This window comes from Pseudomonas sp. B21_DOA, assembly GCA_030544685.1.
GTDB lineage: Bacteria > Pseudomonadota > Gammaproteobacteria > Pseudomonadales > Pseudomonadaceae > Aquipseudomonas > Aquipseudomonas fluorescens_AO.
Genome location: CP086683.1, coordinates 916,130 through 930,914, shown reverse-complemented (window position 1 = coordinate 930,914; position 14,785 = coordinate 916,130). Strand labels below are relative to the sequence as shown.

The window sequence follows — 14,785 nt, the reverse complement described above, 5'->3', positions numbered from 1 at the left end:
GGCTGAACAGGCAGTCATTTATCGTAAGGCGCGTGGTATCTGCTGTTCAGCCGAGGCGCTGGTGACGATAGACACGGCTTATCGAATCGATAGCCTGCTATTTTTTCAGGTTGGTCTACCCTCAGATCAGACGTCTGAAACAAGGGGGATTTTCCATGCTCGCGCAACTTCCACCGGCCTTGCAGAACCTGCAGCTACCGCTTCGCCTGCGACTCTGGGACGGCCATGAGTTCAATCTGGGCCCGACGCCCAGCGTGACCATCGTCGTCAAGGACCCGCAGATGGTCACTCAATTTACCCACCCAAGCCTGGATGCGCTGGGTGCGGCGTTCGTCGAAGGCAAGCTGGAACTGGAGGGCTCGATCAGCGAGGTCATCCGGGTTTGCGACGAATTGAGCAGTGCGCTGCTCGACGAGGAAGAAGGCAGCCAGCCAGTGCGTGCGCATCACGACAAAGACACTGACGCCAAAGCCATTTCCTACCACTACGACCTGTCGAATGCGTTCTACCAGCTGTGGCTGGACAGCGACATGGTGTATTCCTGTGCCTATTTCGAAACCGGCAGCGAAACCCTCGAGCAGGCGCAGCAAGCCAAATTCCGCCATCTCTGCCGCAAGCTGCGTTTGCAGCCGGGCGAGTATCTGCTGGATGTCGGCTGTGGTTGGGGCGGTCTGGCGCGGTACGCGGCGCGAGAATTCGGTGTGAAAGTTTTCGGTATTACTTTGAGCAAGGAGCAATTGGCGCTGGCGCAGGAGCGGGTCAAGGCCGAAGGGCTGGAAGACCAGGTCGAGCTGCAGTTGCTCGACTATCGCGATCTGCCGCAGGACGGTCGCTTCGACAAGGTTGTCAGCGTCGGCATGTTCGAACACGTCGGCCACGCCAATCTCGCCGAGTATTGCGCGACGTTGTTCGGCGCGGTGAAGGAGGGCGGGCTGGTGATGAACCATGGGATCACCGCCAAGCACACCGATGGCCGTCCGGTTGGACGCGGTGCCGGGGACTTCATCGAGAAGTACGTGTTCCCCAACGGCGAGTTGCCGCATCTGTCGATGATCTCAGCCGAGATCAGTGAAGCCGGGCTGGAAATCGTCGATGTCGAAAGCTTGCGCCTGCACTACGCGCGCACGCTCGATCACTGGAGCGAGCGACTGGAAGACAACCTCGAAGCTGCGGCGAAGCTGGTACCCGAGCAAGCGTTGCGTATCTGGCGCCTGTACCTGGCTGGTTGCGCATATGCATTCGCGCGGGGCTGGATCAATCTGCATCAGATCCTCGCCGTAAAAGCGCATGCGGATGGCAGCCACGAACTGCCTTGGACCCGCGACGACATCTACCACCCCTGAAACGGGGCGCTCAGAGTATCGGCGAAATCAGCCGGGCGATCCGCATGCCGACCTGCTGCAGGCGGTGGATCTCCCGGCTTTCTTCTTTGGCCACTTCATCGGCTTGGGCGAAATCCTCGTTGAGCATGCGTTCCACGGAGGCGGCGAACTCGCTGTCAACGGTCAACAACATCACTTCGAAATTCAGGCGGAACGAGCGATTGTCCAGATTGGCGCTGCCGATGGCGCTGATCTCGCTGTCGATCAATACCACTTTCTGGTGCAGAAAACCCGGTCGATAGCGGAACACCCGAACGCCGGCACGCACCGCCTCAAAGGCATACAGGCTGGACGCGGCATAGACGATGCGGTGATCAGGCCGCGACGGCAACAGCAGTCGAACATCGACCCCGCGTAGCACCGCCAGCCTCAATGCCGCGAACACCGCTTCGTCCGGGACGAAGTAAGGGCTGGTGATCCATACCCGCTGCGTTGCCGCATGAATGGCTTCGACGAAAAACAGCGAGCAGGTTTCGTAGGCATCCGCCGGGCCGCTGGCGAGCAATTGGCAAAGCACGCCATCCTCCGGATACGCATCCGGGAGGATCAACGGTGGCAATGTTCGAGCAGCCCAGAACCAGTCTTCCGCAAACGATTCCTGCATGCAGGCCACCACCGGCCCGCGTACTTTGACGTGGGTGTCACGCCACGGCGCCAGTGGCGGCTTCTCACCCATGTACTCATCGCCGACGTTATGCCCGCCGACAAAGCCGACTACGCCATCGACCACGACGATTTTTCGGTGGTTGCGGAAGTTGACCTGAAAGCGGTTGAGCCAGCCGCTGCGCGTGGCGAAGGCTTTGACCTCGACACCGGCATCACGCAATGCCTGCACGTAATGATGGGGCAGGGCGTGGCTGCCAATGCGGTCGTAGAGTAAATGAACGGACACGCCTTCGGTGGCCTTCTTCAACAGCAAGTCACGCAAGCGCTGGCCGAGCCGATCGTCGTGGATGATGAAAAACTGGATCAGCACGGCTTCCTTCGCTTGTGCGATCGCCTGGAAAATCGCATCGAAGGTCGCGGTGCCGTTCACCAGCAGTTGCACTTCGTTGTTCGCCAGGCACGGCATGCGCCCCAGTTTAGGCATCGCGCGCAGTGAGGCGTAGGCACTCGAAGCGCGAGCGGCGAGGGCTTCTTCCACCCACGGGCGCCAGTTCAATTCGGAGATGGCCAGGCGCATCTGCTCGTTGGCCTGGCGCCGGGCCTTGATGTAGCCATCGAAGGTGCTGCGACCAAAGACCAGATACGGAATAAGCGTGAGGTAAGGAATGAAGATCAGCGACAATGCCCAGGCGATCGAGCCTTGCGCGGTGCGTACGGTGAGCACCGCATGGATCGCCGCGATCGACCCGAGTGTGTGCAACAGGGCGATCAGGTAACCGAAAATGTGCGGTCCGAAAAAATCCATGGGGCAGCCTTGCTCCGCGAAATGCAATGCTTAACAGACCATGTTCCGCGGCGAATGTCTCTATTTAATCGGTGCATGAACCGACGCAACCGGCCGGCGTCTAACGGCCACAACTGATCAGGAGTTTCTCGATGAACGTTCGTCTGCTGGGTTTGGCGCTGGGCATGGGTTTGGCTTTGCCGGTGGTTGCACAGGCACAAATGCTGCAGCCAGGATTGTGGGAGATGACTTCGAGCAATCTGAAGGTCGATGATCAGGCCATGGACGTGCAATCGATTCTTGGCCAGATCCAAGGCCAGATCACTCCCCAGCAACGCGCGGCGCTGGAGAAGAATGGCATCAATATCGGCGGCAAAGGCATCCGCGCCTGCCTGACACCGCAGCAAGTGGCGACCAACGACATTCCGTTGGCCGACCCGCAATCGGGCTGCAAACAACAGATCACCGAGCGCACTGGCAACCAATGGAAATTCCGCTTCAGCTGCCCGAAAGCCCAAGGCACTGGCGTAGCGACATTCCTCAGTGACCGCGAATTCACCACCGTCGCCAATGGCACCTTCAACGCCATTGGCATCAACCAGAAAGGCAGTCTGGAAACCCGTGCGGTGTGGCTGGGTCAGGATTGCGGTACGGTAAAACCTCGCGCATAAACCCTTCGCCGCGCTCCCCAGCTGTAACCCATTCCAACTGTGGGAGCGAGCCTGCTCGCGAATCGCCAGAACACCACACAGCTCATGGCTGGCTCAACGCCTTGTACAGCGTATTGAGGTTGTATTCGAACAGCCCGGTAAAGGTGCTCGCCGGTCCACTCGCCGCCAGTGCATCCGAGTACAGTGTGCCGCCGATGTGCGCACCGCTTTCATCCGCGATCTGCTTGAGCAGGCGCGCGTCCTTGATGTTTTCCATGAACACCGCTTTGACCTTGGCCTGGCGAATCTGCGTGATCAGCGCAGCCACTTCGGCGGCAGAGGGTTCGCGTTCGGTGGACAAACCCTGTGGCGCGATAAAGTCGATGCCATAGGCCTGACCTAAATAGCCGAAGGCATCATGGCTGGTAACAATCTTGCGATTGCCCGGCGGCAGTGCGCCAAGTTTGCTCTTGGCTTCGGCGAGCAGAGTGTAGATCTGTTTGAGATAGGTCTGGCTGTTGCGCTCGTAGTCAGCCTTGTTGGCCGGGTCAGCGGCAATCAGCGCTTTGGTGATGTTGGCGACATACAACTCGGCGTTCGCCAGATTGTGCCAGGCGTGTGGATCCGGAACGGTTTCGCCGTCTTCATCGAGCGAACGTGGAATCACCCCGTGACTGGCACTGATCACCGTCGCCCTGCTGTCGGTGCTGCTCACCAGGCGATCCAGCCAAGGCTCGAAACCGAGGCCATTCTTGATGATCAGTTTGGCTTTGAGCAACGCCTTGGCGTCATCCGGGGTCGGCTCGTAGGTGTGCGCATCGGCATCCGCGCCGACCATGTTGGTGATCTCAACGTGCTCGCCGCCGACCTGATGAACCATGTCGGCGAGGATGCTGAAGCTGGTGACCACCGGCAGTTTTTCGGCGGCCGACAAGGACATCGACAGCATCAGGCTGAACAGCACGAGTAGAGCGCGCATCGGGAAACACCTCATTGGGATGTGAGCAAAGGCGGGCGGCGCAGCAAACCGTGGACCGGTCCGCACACCACCGACAGCAGATAGCCGACCCCCGCGACCAGCACGATGGCCGGGCCGCTGGGCAGCGAGTAGTAGAACGACAGCAGCAAACCCAGCCACACCGACACGCAGCCCATGACGGCGGCGACGGCAATCAGTATCGGCAGACGACGACTCCAGAATCTCGACGCGGCAGCCGGAAGCATCATCAGCCCGACTACCATCAGTGCGCCGATGGCCTGAAAGCCGATCACCAGATTCAGCACGACCAGAGTCAGGAACACGCCATGAGCCAGCGGCCCGAGACGACTGACCGTGCGCAAGAACAGCGGGTCGAGTGTGTCCAACAGCAGGGGTTTGTAGATCGCGGCCATGGCCATGAGGCTGATCGCCGAGACCCAAAGCATGCCGGTCAGCGTCGGTCCATCCACGGCTAGCGCCGAGCCGAACAACAGATGCAAAAGATCGAGGCGTTTGCCGGCGAGGCCGAGAATCAGCACGCCGCTGGCCAGTGAGATCGGATAGATCGCGGCGAGGCTGGCGTCCTCGCGCAAACCCGTACGCCGGGTGATCCAGGCCGCCAGTCCGGCCATGCTCAGACCGGCTCCCAGGCCACCGAGGGTGAGGGCGGGAAGGCTCAGACCGGCAAACCAGAATCCCAGCGCTGCACCGGGGAGAATGCCGTGGGCGACAGCGTCACCGATCAGACTCATCCGTCTGAGAATCAGAAACACGCCCAAGGGTGCCGTGCTGCACGCCAGCACCAAGCCGCCAAGCAAGGCCCTGCGCATGAACACGAAGTCGCCGAAGGGTTGCCAGAAATGGCTGAGGGTGGCGAGCATCAGGCCACCTGCATGCGCGCTGTCGGCTGGATCATTTCCCGACTGGCTCCGTACACGCAGTGGCCGTTTTTGATCAGCAGGGTATTCGGAATGTGTTGGCGGACAGCCGCCAGATCATGGCAGACCACGACCAGTGTCCGGCCCTCGGCGTGCCAGTGGTGGATGTGTTGCCAGAGCAGTTGCTGGCCGAGTTCGTCGAGTGCGGCGTGCGGTTCATCGAGCAACAGCACCGGGGCGTCAGCGAGGCTCAGGCGTGCGAGCAAGGCGCGTTGTAACTCACCGCCTGACAGAGCCATCAACGGGCGCTGTTCGAGCCCACTCAAGTGCCAGTCTTCCAATGCGTTTTTCAGTCGCTGTGTGCGCAGTTGTGTCGAGAGCCGACGGCCCCAGAAACCTGCGGCGATGAGCTCTTCGAGGCTGATTGGGAATTGGCGATCAAGGTGCTGCTGTTGCGGCAGATAGGAAATTCCGCTTTGTCGTGGAACAGCCATGTCAACTTTGCCAGCCAAAGGTTTTTGCAAACCGGCGATGACTTTCAGCAGGCTGCTTTTGCCGCAGCCGTTGGCGCCGATGATGGCGGTCAGGCTGGCGCTTTCGAACTCAAGACTCAGAGGCGTCGTCAGCGGTTGGCCAGGCGTGCCCCAGACCAGCGATTGGCAGCGGATCATGGCTGCTCCCGTTGCCAACTGCTCTCTGCAACAGCGTCGTGGGCATGCAGGCTTTCGGCGTGGATCACGCGAATGTGGAATTGGTTGATGCCGGGCGTGCGTTGCAGTGCCAGGTTGAGACGGCGCGCGGCGTCTTCGCAGAACATCAGGTTCTGCCCATTGGCGAGTGCGAAGGCTTGCTCGTCGGGGCGTTTTACTGCGGTCTGCACGGCGGTGCCGAGGGCTGCTTCAGCGTCATCGATGATCGCGGTCAGCGGTAGCTCATCGATGAAGTTGTCGAGTTGCAGGTGCAGTTGTGCGTAGCTGCGTTGGCTGTGCGGTGTCGCTACGATCCCTTTGGTTGAGCCGAGCCATGCCAGGACATCTTCATGTTGCAGAGTCTTGTTAGCGAAATCGTCAATGAATTGCTGTTGGATCAGCTGTCTTGCCAAGGCTGCGGAGCATGGGCACGTCGAGGAATAGGGCAGTTCAATTTTTAGTTCCACGTGGAACATTTGCTGTTTCAGGCTCGCTGAAATGGACGCCGGATAGGATTTCCAGCCGGCTAAGGGGCTGACCAACGCGGGTCGTTTCAGCAACAAGTCAGTGTGAACATTCAGATATGCGCACTCGGATAAGCCTCGGTGGCTTGCCAAAAAACACTCGAGTACTTGATGCAATAAAGCGGGAGAAAGGCTCCGCTGTTCGAGCGCTTCGAGTGCCAAATACAAGCGCGACATGTGAATCCCGCGCGCTTCACTATCATCGAGACTCACGCCAGCGTCGACTCTGGCGCTGAGGCGTTGGCCTTCAAGCAAAACGGGCAGAGCGATCTCACGCATTCCCACCCAATCGAGAGGCATTGCCTGGCGTGCAGATTGTGCGGCGATATCCGGGAGAGTAAGAGCATTCATGGTTGAGACCGTAGTATTGACCTCTTTTAACGTTACATTATAACAGTCCGTTGGGCGATGCTTTTTTCATAAAAAGGTTTTCACTAGCAGCCCGTCATTCGGCTACAAGTGAACCTTGCGCTGCTACCGCCTGAACTGGAAAAGCGGTTGATGGTCGTCCAGCCGACACGACGGGTATAGCTAACCCAAGCCTCGCCATCGGAGGCGATTCCGGTAAAAAAGGTTAATTGGCCGAAACGGCTGTTGGTCTGCGCCCAATAGCGATGGCCGTCCTTCTCGTATCCGCGCAGGTAAAGCGTGGTGCCCACCGTATTGACGCTATAGGCATTGCCGTCGGCTTCCACGCACGCCAGCAGATTAGCGCTGCGTGTGCAGTGCGCGAGCGCCGGCATCTGCGCTTGGGCTTGGCCGGCCAGCGACATAGCAAAGCTCAAAAGCAGGTATTTCAACCCGTTGTTCATTGGGAATTCCCACGGTCGGTGGTGCGGCAATTTGCGAAATCCTGGGTCGGACTGGCAAGATTGAGTTGTTATACTATAACATAATCCTCAACCAGCCTGAGTTGCCGATCAATCGATTGCCTTCATTGCCCCGCATACATGAAGCGCGATACGCCAAGAGCGATCTAAAGCGCAGATCGGCTGCCCTTAACAAGGATTATCCAATGTCAGCCAAATTGCCCGTCACCGTACTTTCAGGATTTCTCGGTGCTGGAAAAAGTACACTTTTAAATTACGTACTACGTAACCGAGACGGCTTGCGCGTTGCGGTGATCGTCAACGATATGAGCGAAATCAATATCGATGGCAGTGAAGTCCAGCGCGATGTCCGCCTGAACCGCGCTGAGGAAAAGCTCATCGAAATGAGCAATGGCTGTATTTGCTGTACGTTGCGAGAAGATCTACTGGAAGAAGTCAGCAAACTCGCCCGCGAAGATCGCTTCGATTACCTTCTGATCGAATCCACCGGCATTTCCGAACCGCTTCCAGTTGCCGAAACCTTCACCTTCCGTGATGAACAGGGGCAAAGCCTCGCCGACATCGCGCGCCTGGATACCATGGTCACGGTCGTCGACGGGGTGAATTTCCTGCTGGATTACCAGGCGGCCGAGAGCCTTGCCTCTCGCGACGAAATGCTCGGTGAAGAAGACGAGCGATCCATCACCGATCTGCTGATCGAGCAGATCGAATTCGCCGACGTCTTGCTGATCAGCAAAATCGATCTGATCAGCCAGCACGAGCGTGAAGAACTCACCGCCATCCTCAAGCGCCTGAATACCCAGGCTGAAATCATTCCAATGGTGATGGGCGAAATCTCACTGGAGAAAATCCTCAACACCGGTCGTTTCGATTTCGAACAGGCCGCACAAGCGCCCGGATGGCTACAGGAATTGCGCGGTGAGCACGTCCCGGAAACACAGGAATACGGCATCGCCTCGACAGCCTACCGCGCGCGCCGGCCATTTCACCCACAACGCTTTTTCAGCTTCATTGATCGGCCATGGCTGAACGGCAAGCTGCTGCGCTCCAAAGGCTTCTTCTGGCTCGCCAGCAAACCCACCGATGCCGGTAGCTGGTCGCAGGCCGGCGGCTTGATGCGGCATGGATTCGCCGGTCGCTGGTGGCGTTTCGTGCCAAAGAATCAATGGCCCGAGGATCAGGAAAGCGTCCAGACGATCATGGAAAATTGGACCCAAAGCGTAGGAGACTGCCGGCAGGAGCTGGTTTTCATCGGTCAAAACATAGATTTCCTACAACTGTCCGCCGAACTCGATGCCTGTCTGCTGACCGACGAAGAAATGGCAACGGGTGTAGAAGGCTGGCGCTTGCTGCCTGATCCATTCGGTCCTTGGCACGAAGAGGCCGCCTGATGCTCGCACTCAAAGATCAGCCGCTGCTTACCCGTCATCAGCACCAGGGCGTGACCCCGCAAACGTTGACGCGAATCCTGGAAGACCAGACCAATCTCGCCGTCTGGCAACGTCAGCTGCCCGTGCACATTGCCGATTTTGCGCAATTGGTGCTGTCACTCAACGAGCCCTTGGCCGAGTCGCTGTGTCTGGAATTGCCCGACGAAGATGCCGAACCGGATCTCGCCGGTCTGGCTGCAGGGCTGCGTGATCTGCAAGGTTTCGAAGGTTTCATGAGCGATCTTAAATGGCTGATCAGTGCCTTCGCCTGCCTGCTCGGTGCGCGGCGTATCGGCGTGCGTTTGCGTGTGCTGGACAAGGCCATGTGTCCGCGTTTCCACGTCGATCACGTGCCGGTGCGCTTGATCACTACTTACGCTGGCATTGGCAGCCAATGGCTTGAGGAGGGCGCGATGGATCGCCTGCAACTTGGCCAGGCCAATGCCGAACCGCAAGGTGCAGCGTCGATTCGCCAGCTCAACAGCGGCGACGTCGCGTTGCTCAAAGGCGAAAAATGGCACGGCAATGAAGGCTTCGGCCTGATCCATCGTTCGCCGCAACCGGCGCCCGGTGAGCGCCGTCTGCTGCTGACCCTCGACTGGCTCGGCTGAAATTCAGGGCTTGCGCCAGGCGCCCTGGCTCTGGCCTTCGCAATACGGCTTGAGATACGCCGCGTCAGTGGCCACGCCGTAATAGTGGATATCCTGGCGATAGGGCATATTGGCGACTTGCGCGTTGCTGCATACGCCGAAAGCTCCGTTCGGGCACTGGTCGACGTATTCCACCTCGACCTTCTGCCCGGCCAGCGTCGGTTGGCAGAAGCCATCATTGAACAATTTCTGCGGAATCGTCCGGTTCTGCTGACAGACTTTGACGTCGAGCCGTTCGCCCTGTGTGTGCACCACGCAGGCCTGAGCCCACGCTTCACTCGACAGGAGCGCCAACAGCAACGACCATCCCGACCAGCGCATCTTCGATCTCCTCAATAACAGTCCGCAGAAAGTACCCGCCATGTTGCAGAACATTCCGACCCACGTCATCGCCGGCCCGTTGGGCGCCGGCAAGACCAGCCTGATTCGCCAGTTGCTGGCGCAACGGCCTGCGGACGAACGCTGGGCGGTACTGATCAACGAGTTCGGCCAGATCGGCCTGGACGCTGCAATGCTGACGAATGACGCCGATGGTATCGCACTGGGTGAGGTGGCCGGGGCTGCCTGTGTTGCGTCAATGGCGCGCCATTCCAGATCGGCCTCGGCCGCCTGCTGCGCAAGGCCAGGCCAGATCGACTGTTTATCGAGCCATCCGGGCTGGGCCATCCGGCGCAGTTGCTCAAGCAATTGAACGAGGCGCCGTGGCTGGGCGTGCTGGCGGTTCAGCCCTGTGTGCTGGTTCTGGACGCTCAGGCATTGCACGCGGGTAGAGCCTTGCCGGACGCCCAGCAGCAAGCGTTGGCCAGCGCGGGTTTGCTGTTGTTGAACAAGGCGGAAGATCTCGATGAAGCGGTTCGAGAGAAAATCGCCAGCCAGTTGCCGCCCGTCAGGCTGATCTGGACGCAGCAAGCCCAGCTATCTCTGAGCGAGCTGCCGGGGCTGAAAGCAAAAGCAAACGAAGGCGCAGGTAACCTGCCGCTGCCCACTGGATTGGCACAGCTGCCAGCGGTCTGGGGAGATCCGGCCGAACCGATTTGCCTGAGTCAGGCGCAGGAGGGTGGGTGGAGCATCGGTTGGCGCTGGCATCCGCGGCAGGTATTTGATCAAGCACGCATCGCCTATTGGCTGAGCGCGCTGGACTGGAAGCGGGCGAAACTGGTTATCCACAGCACGGATGGCTGGGTTTCGGGCAATGCGCTGGAGCATGCCGAACTGAGTTGGCAAGCCAGCGAATGGCGTAAAGACTCAAGAATCGAGCTGATCTTTGCCGAGCCGCAGAACATCGAACAGCTGAAGATCGATTTGGCTGCATGCCGGATTCAGTGAGTCAGCTCAAGGCTTCCACTTGGTATGTTCCTGGCGCCACTGGCTCAGCTCGATGACTTCGGCGCGAGGCTTGTGCACTTCGACCACCGGCGGCGTGTCGTCGAACGGCGCCGGGTAGGGCGCCAGTTCAATCTGCGCACTGTGCGCGCCGAACTGGGTGACGGTGCCGTTATGGCGGCTTTCGCCGGTCACGGTGAACTCGAAGTTGTAGACCCGCGCCAGTCGTCGGCGACCGTTGGCATCCTTGATCAAACCGATTTTTTCAGCGCGACGTTACCGTCCAGCAGCTCGACGCCGACATTGGTGCAATGCTGCTTGACCCGCTCCAGCGCGCGCTCGCGCAGGCCGTGGTTGTGCCATAGCCAGGCACCGGCAGCGGCGAACAGCATCAGCACGAAGATGTTTTCCAGGGTCAGCATCTACATCGAACTCCAAATGATGGCGTCAGCTTAACTGTCTCGCCGGTCTGTCGTACAGGCTGTGTTTCGTCGCATACTGCGCGGCTTGAATTTCAATCGTTTTACGGAATGACCCGAATGAAACGTACGCCTCATCTGCTCGCCATCCAGTCCCACGTGGTGTTTGGCCACGCCGGCAACAGCGCTGCGGTTTTTCCGATGCAGCGCGTCGGGGTCAACGTCTGGCCGCTCAATACCGTGCAGTTCTCCAACCACACCCAGTATGGTCAGTGGTCCGGTGAAGTGCTGGCGCCACAGCAGATTCCCGAGCTGATCGAAGGCATCGCCGCGATTGGCGAGCTGGGCAACTGCGACGCGGTGCTCTCCGGCTACCTCGGCAGCGCCGCGCAGGGTCGGGCAATTCTCAGCGGCGTGGCGCGGATCAAAGCGGTCAATCCAAAGATGCTGTACCTGTGTGATCCGGTGATGGGCCATCCGGAGAAGGGCTGCAGCGTGCCGACGGAGGTCAGCGATTTTCTGCTCGATGAGGCTGCTGCTGTGGCGGACATCATGTGCCCGAACCAGTTGGAGCTGGACAGCTTTTCCGGGCGCAAGCCGCAGTCGTTGTTCGATTGCCTGGCGATGGCCCGTGCGCTGCTGGCGCGGGGGCCGAAAGCGGTGCTGGTCAAGCATCTGGATTACCCGGGCAAGCCGGCGGATGGTTTTGAAATGCTGCTGGTGACCGCCGAGGGCAGCTGGCATCTGCGCCGTCCGTTGCTGGCGTTTCCGCGTCAGCCAGTGGGCGTCGGCGATCTGACCTCTGGTCTGTTCCTGGCACGGGTGCTGCTGGGCGACAGCCTGCTGGCAGCGTTCGAATTCACCGCAGCGGCGGTGCATGAGGTCTTGCTGGAAACCCAGGCGTGCGCCAGTTATGAGCTGCAACTGGTGCGGGCGCAGGATCGCATTGCGCATCCGCGGGTGAAATTCGAGGCTACAGCGATCAGTCTCTGAGACCGGGTCGTCTTTATTCGCGAGCAGGCTCGCTCCCACAGGAAGAATGCATTCCAAATGTGGGAGCGAGCCTGCTCGCGATAGCCATTTGTCAGGCAACATCAATCAAGGCTGATCAGGCGTCGCCCTTGATCTCCTGATAACGCTTCTCCAGCTCCTGACGAATCTGCCGGCGCTGCTGCGCCTGCATGAAGCGGCGTTTGTCTTCGCTGTTCTGCGGTTGCAGCGGCGGCACGGCGGCCGGTTTGCGTTGATCATCCACCGCGACCATGGTGAAGAAGCAGCTGTTGGTGTGGCGCACCGAGCGTTCGCGAATGTTTTCGGTGACGACTTTGATACCGACTTCCATCGACGTGTTGCCGGTGTAGTTGACCGAGGCCAGGAACGTCACCAGTTCGCCGACATGAATCGGCTCGCGGAAAATCACCTGATCCACCGAAAGCGTTACCACGTAGCGCCCGGCATAACGGCTGGCGCAAGCGTAGGCCACTTCGTCGAGGTATTTGAGCAGGGTGCCGCCGTGGACATTGCCAGAGAAGTTGGCCATGTCGGGGGTCATCAGTACCGTCATCGACAGCTGGGCGTTTCCGGGTTCCATAACGTTCTCACGGATCAAGGCTGATTGCAGGAAGCGCCTCTGCGGGCACCTGGTGGCTTTTCAAAAAGCACCGTTATCGGGACGCCGCGCGGCGGCCGCCGTCACGCCGGTAGCGATCTGTTTCCATATATTGCACCGGCTTCCAGAGCGAAGTCGCGGTGTTAACCTGCAAAAGCCCTGCCCAAGGGCAATTCCTACATTAAAAGCGGATTTTTACCCTGCTCGCGCAGAACGTCTGACGTCTGTCCGCGCGCCTCGTCATCAAGGAGCCCACGCCATGCATGCCATCAGTTTCATTCAGGATCTGGCAGTGATCATGCTGGTCGCGGGCGTGGTAACCGTGCTGTTTCATCGTTTCAAGCAGCCGGTGGTGCTCGGCTACATCGTCGCCGGCTTCATCATCGGCCCGCATACGCCACCGTTCGGCCTGATTCACGACGAAGAAACCATCAAGACCCTGGCCGAACTCGGGGTGATCTTCCTGATGTTCTGCCTTGGCCTGGAGTTCAGCCTGCGCAAGTTGTTCAAGGTTGGGGCAACGGCGTTCATTGCCGCGTTTCTCGAAATCATCCTGATGATCTGGATCGGTTACGAAATCGGTCGCTGGTTCGACTGGAACACCATGGATTCGTTGTTTCTCGGCGCGATTCTGGCGATCTCTTCAACCACCATCATCGTCAAAGCGCTGAATGACCTGAAGATGAAGAACGAGCGCTTTGCGCAGTTGATCTTCGGTGTGCTGATTGTCGAGGACATCCTTGGCATCGGCATCATCGCGCTGCTGTCGAGCATCGCCGTCAGCGGCACGGTGAGCTCGGGGAAGTGTTTTCCACGGTCGGCAAGCTGTCGCTGTTCATGATCGTCGCGCTGGTCATCGGCATTCTGGTGGTGCCGCGTCTGCTGGCTTATGTGGCGAAATTCGAAAGCAACGAGATGCTGTTGATCACCGTACTCGGCCTGTGTTTCGGCTTCTGCCTGCTGGTGGTCAAGCTTGAATACAGCATGGTGCTCGGCGCTTTCCTGATCGGCGCGATCATGGCCGAGTCGCGGCAATTGCTGAAAATCGAACGGCTGGTCGAGCCGGTTCGCGACCTGTTCAGTGCGATCTTTTTTGTCGCCATTGGCTTGATGCTCGACCCGCTGATTCTCATCGAATACGCCTGGCCGATCGCGGTGATCACCGTGGCCGTGGTGCTGGGCAAGATGTTGTCCTGCGGCCTCGGTGCGTTTATCGCCGGCAATGACGGACGGACCTCGCTGCGAGTCGGCATGGGTCTGTCACAGATTGGCGAATTTTCCTTCATCATCGCCGCGCTGGGCATGACCTTGCAGGTCACCAGCAACTTCCTCTATCCGGTCGCTGTGGCCGTGTCGGTGATCACCACGCTGCTGACGCCGTATCTGATCCGTGCGGCGGACCCGCTGTCGATCAAGCTCTCGGCCGCTGTGCCCAAGCGGCTCGGGCGGGTGCTCGGCATGTATGGCGAATGGTTGCGCAGTATTCAACCGCAGGGCGAGGGTGCGCTGCTGGCGTCGATGATCCGGCGGATCCTGTTGCAGGTCGGGGTCAATCTGGCGCTGGTGATTGCGATCTTCTTTGCCGGCGCATACTTCGCCGAGCGCATGTCGTTGTGGCTGCAGGACTGGATTAGCGATCCGAGCTGGCAGAAGGCTCTCATTTGGGGCGGTGCGTTGCTGGTCTCGCTACCGTTCCTGATTGCCGCTTACCGCAAGCTCAAGGCGCTGTCGATGCTGCTGGCGGAAATGGGCGTCAAGCCGGAGATGGCCGGGCGTCACACGCAGCGAGTGCGCCGGGTGATCGCCGAAGTGATCCCGATTCTCTCGCTGCTGGTGATTTTCCTGCTGTTGGCAGCCTTGTCGGCCAGTATCCTGCCGACCAACAAGCTGCTGGTGCTGATCGCCGTCGTCGCGGCCGCCGTGGCGGCGCTGCTGTGGCGCTGGTTCATCCGCGTGCATACGCGCATGCAGGTGGCCTTGCTGGAAACCCTCGACAACCACAAGGAGTCGTCGGGGCACTGACCACCGGGGC

13 protein-coding genes and 3 pseudogenes are annotated in these 14,785 nt (G+C 59.5%); 7 read left to right on the top strand and 9 right to left on the bottom strand.

The features are described 5' to 3' along the window. The first annotated feature begins 155 nt into the window (after window positions 1-155). On the top strand, window positions 156-1,343 hold the full coding sequence (locus LJU32_04465; GenBank protein ID WKV89632.1) for a class I SAM-dependent methyltransferase: 1,188 nt from the start codon (window positions 156-158) through the stop codon (window positions 1,341-1,343). 10 nt (window positions 1,344-1,353) lie between these two features. Here the strand turns inward: LJU32_04465 and cls are convergent, their stop codons facing one another. Continuing rightward, window positions 1,354-2,793 carry a cardiolipin synthase gene (cls, locus tag LJU32_04460; protein ID WKV89631.1) on the bottom strand — a complete coding sequence of 480 codons (1,440 nt, stop codon included), beginning with the start codon at window positions 2,791-2,793 and terminating at the stop codon, window positions 1,354-1,356. 131 nt (window positions 2,794-2,924) lie between these two features. Between cls and LJU32_04455 the strand changes: the two genes are divergently transcribed. Beyond that, window positions 2,925-3,443: a DUF3617 domain-containing protein gene (locus tag LJU32_04455; protein WKV89630.1), complete on the top strand. Its 519-nt coding sequence runs from the start codon at window positions 2,925-2,927 to the stop codon at window positions 3,441-3,443. Between the two features lie 82 nt (window positions 3,444-3,525). On the opposite strand, the gene LJU32_04450 is transcribed toward LJU32_04455, so the two are convergent. The 5 genes from LJU32_04450 to LJU32_04430 form a co-directional block, all read right to left on the bottom strand. Further along, complete coding sequence (locus LJU32_04450; protein ID WKV89629.1) at window positions 3,526-4,401, bottom strand: metal ABC transporter substrate-binding protein; 876 nt, start codon at window positions 4,399-4,401, stop codon at window positions 3,526-3,528. Between the two features lie 11 nt (window positions 4,402-4,412). Continuing rightward, window positions 4,413-5,282 carry a metal ABC transporter permease gene (locus LJU32_04445; GenBank protein ID WKV89628.1) on the bottom strand — a complete coding sequence of 290 codons (870 nt, stop codon included), beginning with the start codon at window positions 5,280-5,282 and terminating at the stop codon, window positions 4,413-4,415. Continuing rightward, on the bottom strand, window positions 5,282-5,950 hold the full coding sequence (locus tag LJU32_04440) for an ATP-binding cassette domain-containing protein (GenBank protein WKV89627.1): 669 nt from the start codon (window positions 5,948-5,950) through the stop codon (window positions 5,282-5,284). Before LJU32_04440 ends, LJU32_04445 begins: the two co-directional genes overlap by 1 nt. Beyond that, the gene (gene folE2 / locus LJU32_04435; protein WKV89626.1) at window positions 5,947-6,843 is read right to left on the bottom strand and encodes a GTP cyclohydrolase FolE2; all 897 of its coding nucleotides are present in this window, start codon (window positions 6,841-6,843) and stop codon (window positions 5,947-5,949) included. The genes LJU32_04440 and folE2 overlap by 4 nt, the downstream gene beginning before the upstream one ends. Window positions 6,844-6,926: 83 nt before the next feature. Beyond that, complete coding sequence (locus LJU32_04430; protein WKV89625.1) at window positions 6,927-7,304, bottom strand: glutamine synthetase; 378 nt, start codon at window positions 7,302-7,304, stop codon at window positions 6,927-6,929. Window positions 7,305-7,507: 203 nt separating this feature from the next. Here LJU32_04430 and zigA point away from each other — a divergent pair, with 203 nt between their 5' ends. Then, window positions 7,508-8,713 (top strand): zinc metallochaperone GTPase ZigA, encoded by a 1,206-nt coding sequence (gene zigA, locus LJU32_04425; protein ID WKV91038.1) that lies wholly within the window; start codon window positions 7,508-7,510, stop codon window positions 8,711-8,713. Continuing rightward, on the top strand, window positions 8,713-9,363 hold the full coding sequence (locus LJU32_04420; protein WKV89624.1) for a DUF1826 domain-containing protein: 651 nt from the start codon (window positions 8,713-8,715) through the stop codon (window positions 9,361-9,363). The genes zigA and LJU32_04420 overlap by 1 nt, the downstream gene beginning before the upstream one ends. Window positions 9,364-9,366: 3 nt before the next feature. Here the strand turns inward: LJU32_04420 and LJU32_04415 are convergent, their stop codons facing one another. Beyond that, window positions 9,367-9,723 (bottom strand): NADH:ubiquinone oxidoreductase, encoded by a 357-nt coding sequence (locus LJU32_04415; protein ID WKV89623.1) that lies wholly within the window; start codon window positions 9,721-9,723, stop codon window positions 9,367-9,369. Window positions 9,724-9,763: 40 nt separating this feature from the next. On the opposite strand from LJU32_04415, the pseudogene LJU32_04410 reads away from it, so the two are divergent. After that, window positions 9,764-10,728: pseudogene (locus LJU32_04410) on the top strand (CobW family GTP-binding protein). Between the two features lie 6 nt (window positions 10,729-10,734). Here the strand turns inward: LJU32_04410 and LJU32_04405 are convergent. Further along, window positions 10,735-11,147: pseudogene (locus tag LJU32_04405) on the bottom strand (DUF3301 domain-containing protein). 117 nt (window positions 11,148-11,264) lie between these two features. Here LJU32_04405 and pdxY point away from each other — a divergent pair. Beyond that, entirely contained in the window at window positions 11,265-12,137 is an 873-nt protein-coding gene (pdxY, locus tag LJU32_04400; protein WKV89622.1) for a pyridoxal kinase PdxY, read from the top strand. Window positions 12,138-12,252: 115 nt separating this feature from the next. On the opposite strand, the gene LJU32_04395 is transcribed toward pdxY, so the two are convergent. Then, window positions 12,253-12,735: an acyl-CoA thioesterase gene (locus LJU32_04395; GenBank protein ID WKV89621.1), complete on the bottom strand. Its 483-nt coding sequence runs from the start codon at window positions 12,733-12,735 to the stop codon at window positions 12,253-12,255. Window positions 12,736-13,012: 277 nt separating this feature from the next. On the opposite strand from LJU32_04395, the pseudogene LJU32_04390 reads away from it, so the two are divergent. Then, window positions 13,013-14,775: pseudogene (locus tag LJU32_04390) on the top strand (cation:proton antiporter). Window positions 14,776-14,785 lie beyond the last annotated feature (10 nt).

Bases quoted from the DNA above. Each gene is read 5' to 3' on its own strand.
- LJU32_04465 (WKV89632.1), top strand. From the start codon at position 156: ATGCTCGCGCAACTTCCACCGGCCTTGCAGAACCTGCAGCTACCGCTT.
- cls (WKV89631.1), bottom strand. From the start codon at position 2,793: ATGGATTTTTTCGGACCGCACATTTTCGGTTACCTGATCGCCCTGTTG.
- LJU32_04455 (WKV89630.1), top strand. From the start codon at position 2,925: ATGAACGTTCGTCTGCTGGGTTTGGCGCTGGGCATGGGTTTGGCTTTG.
- LJU32_04450 (WKV89629.1), bottom strand. From the start codon at position 4,401: ATGCGCGCTCTACTCGTGCTGTTCAGCCTGATGCTGTCGATGTCCTTG.
- LJU32_04445 (WKV89628.1), bottom strand. From the start codon at position 5,282: ATGCTCGCCACCCTCAGCCATTTCTGGCAACCCTTCGGCGACTTCGTG.
- LJU32_04440 (WKV89627.1), bottom strand. From the start codon at position 5,950: ATGATCCGCTGCCAATCGCTGGTCTGGGGCACGCCTGGCCAACCGCTG.
- folE2 (WKV89626.1), bottom strand. From the start codon at position 6,843: ATGAATGCTCTTACTCTCCCGGATATCGCCGCACAATCTGCACGCCAG.
- LJU32_04430 (WKV89625.1), bottom strand. From the start codon at position 7,304: ATGAACAACGGGTTGAAATACCTGCTTTTGAGCTTTGCTATGTCGCTG.
- zigA (WKV91038.1), top strand. From the start codon at position 7,508: ATGTCAGCCAAATTGCCCGTCACCGTACTTTCAGGATTTCTCGGTGCT.
- LJU32_04420 (WKV89624.1), top strand. From the start codon at position 8,713: ATGCTCGCACTCAAAGATCAGCCGCTGCTTACCCGTCATCAGCACCAG.
- LJU32_04415 (WKV89623.1), bottom strand. From the start codon at position 9,723: ATGCGCTGGTCGGGATGGTCGTTGCTGTTGGCGCTCCTGTCGAGTGAA.
- pdxY (WKV89622.1), top strand. From the start codon at position 11,265: ATGAAACGTACGCCTCATCTGCTCGCCATCCAGTCCCACGTGGTGTTT.
- LJU32_04395 (WKV89621.1), bottom strand. From the start codon at position 12,735: ATGGAACCCGGAAACGCCCAGCTGTCGATGACGGTACTGATGACCCCC.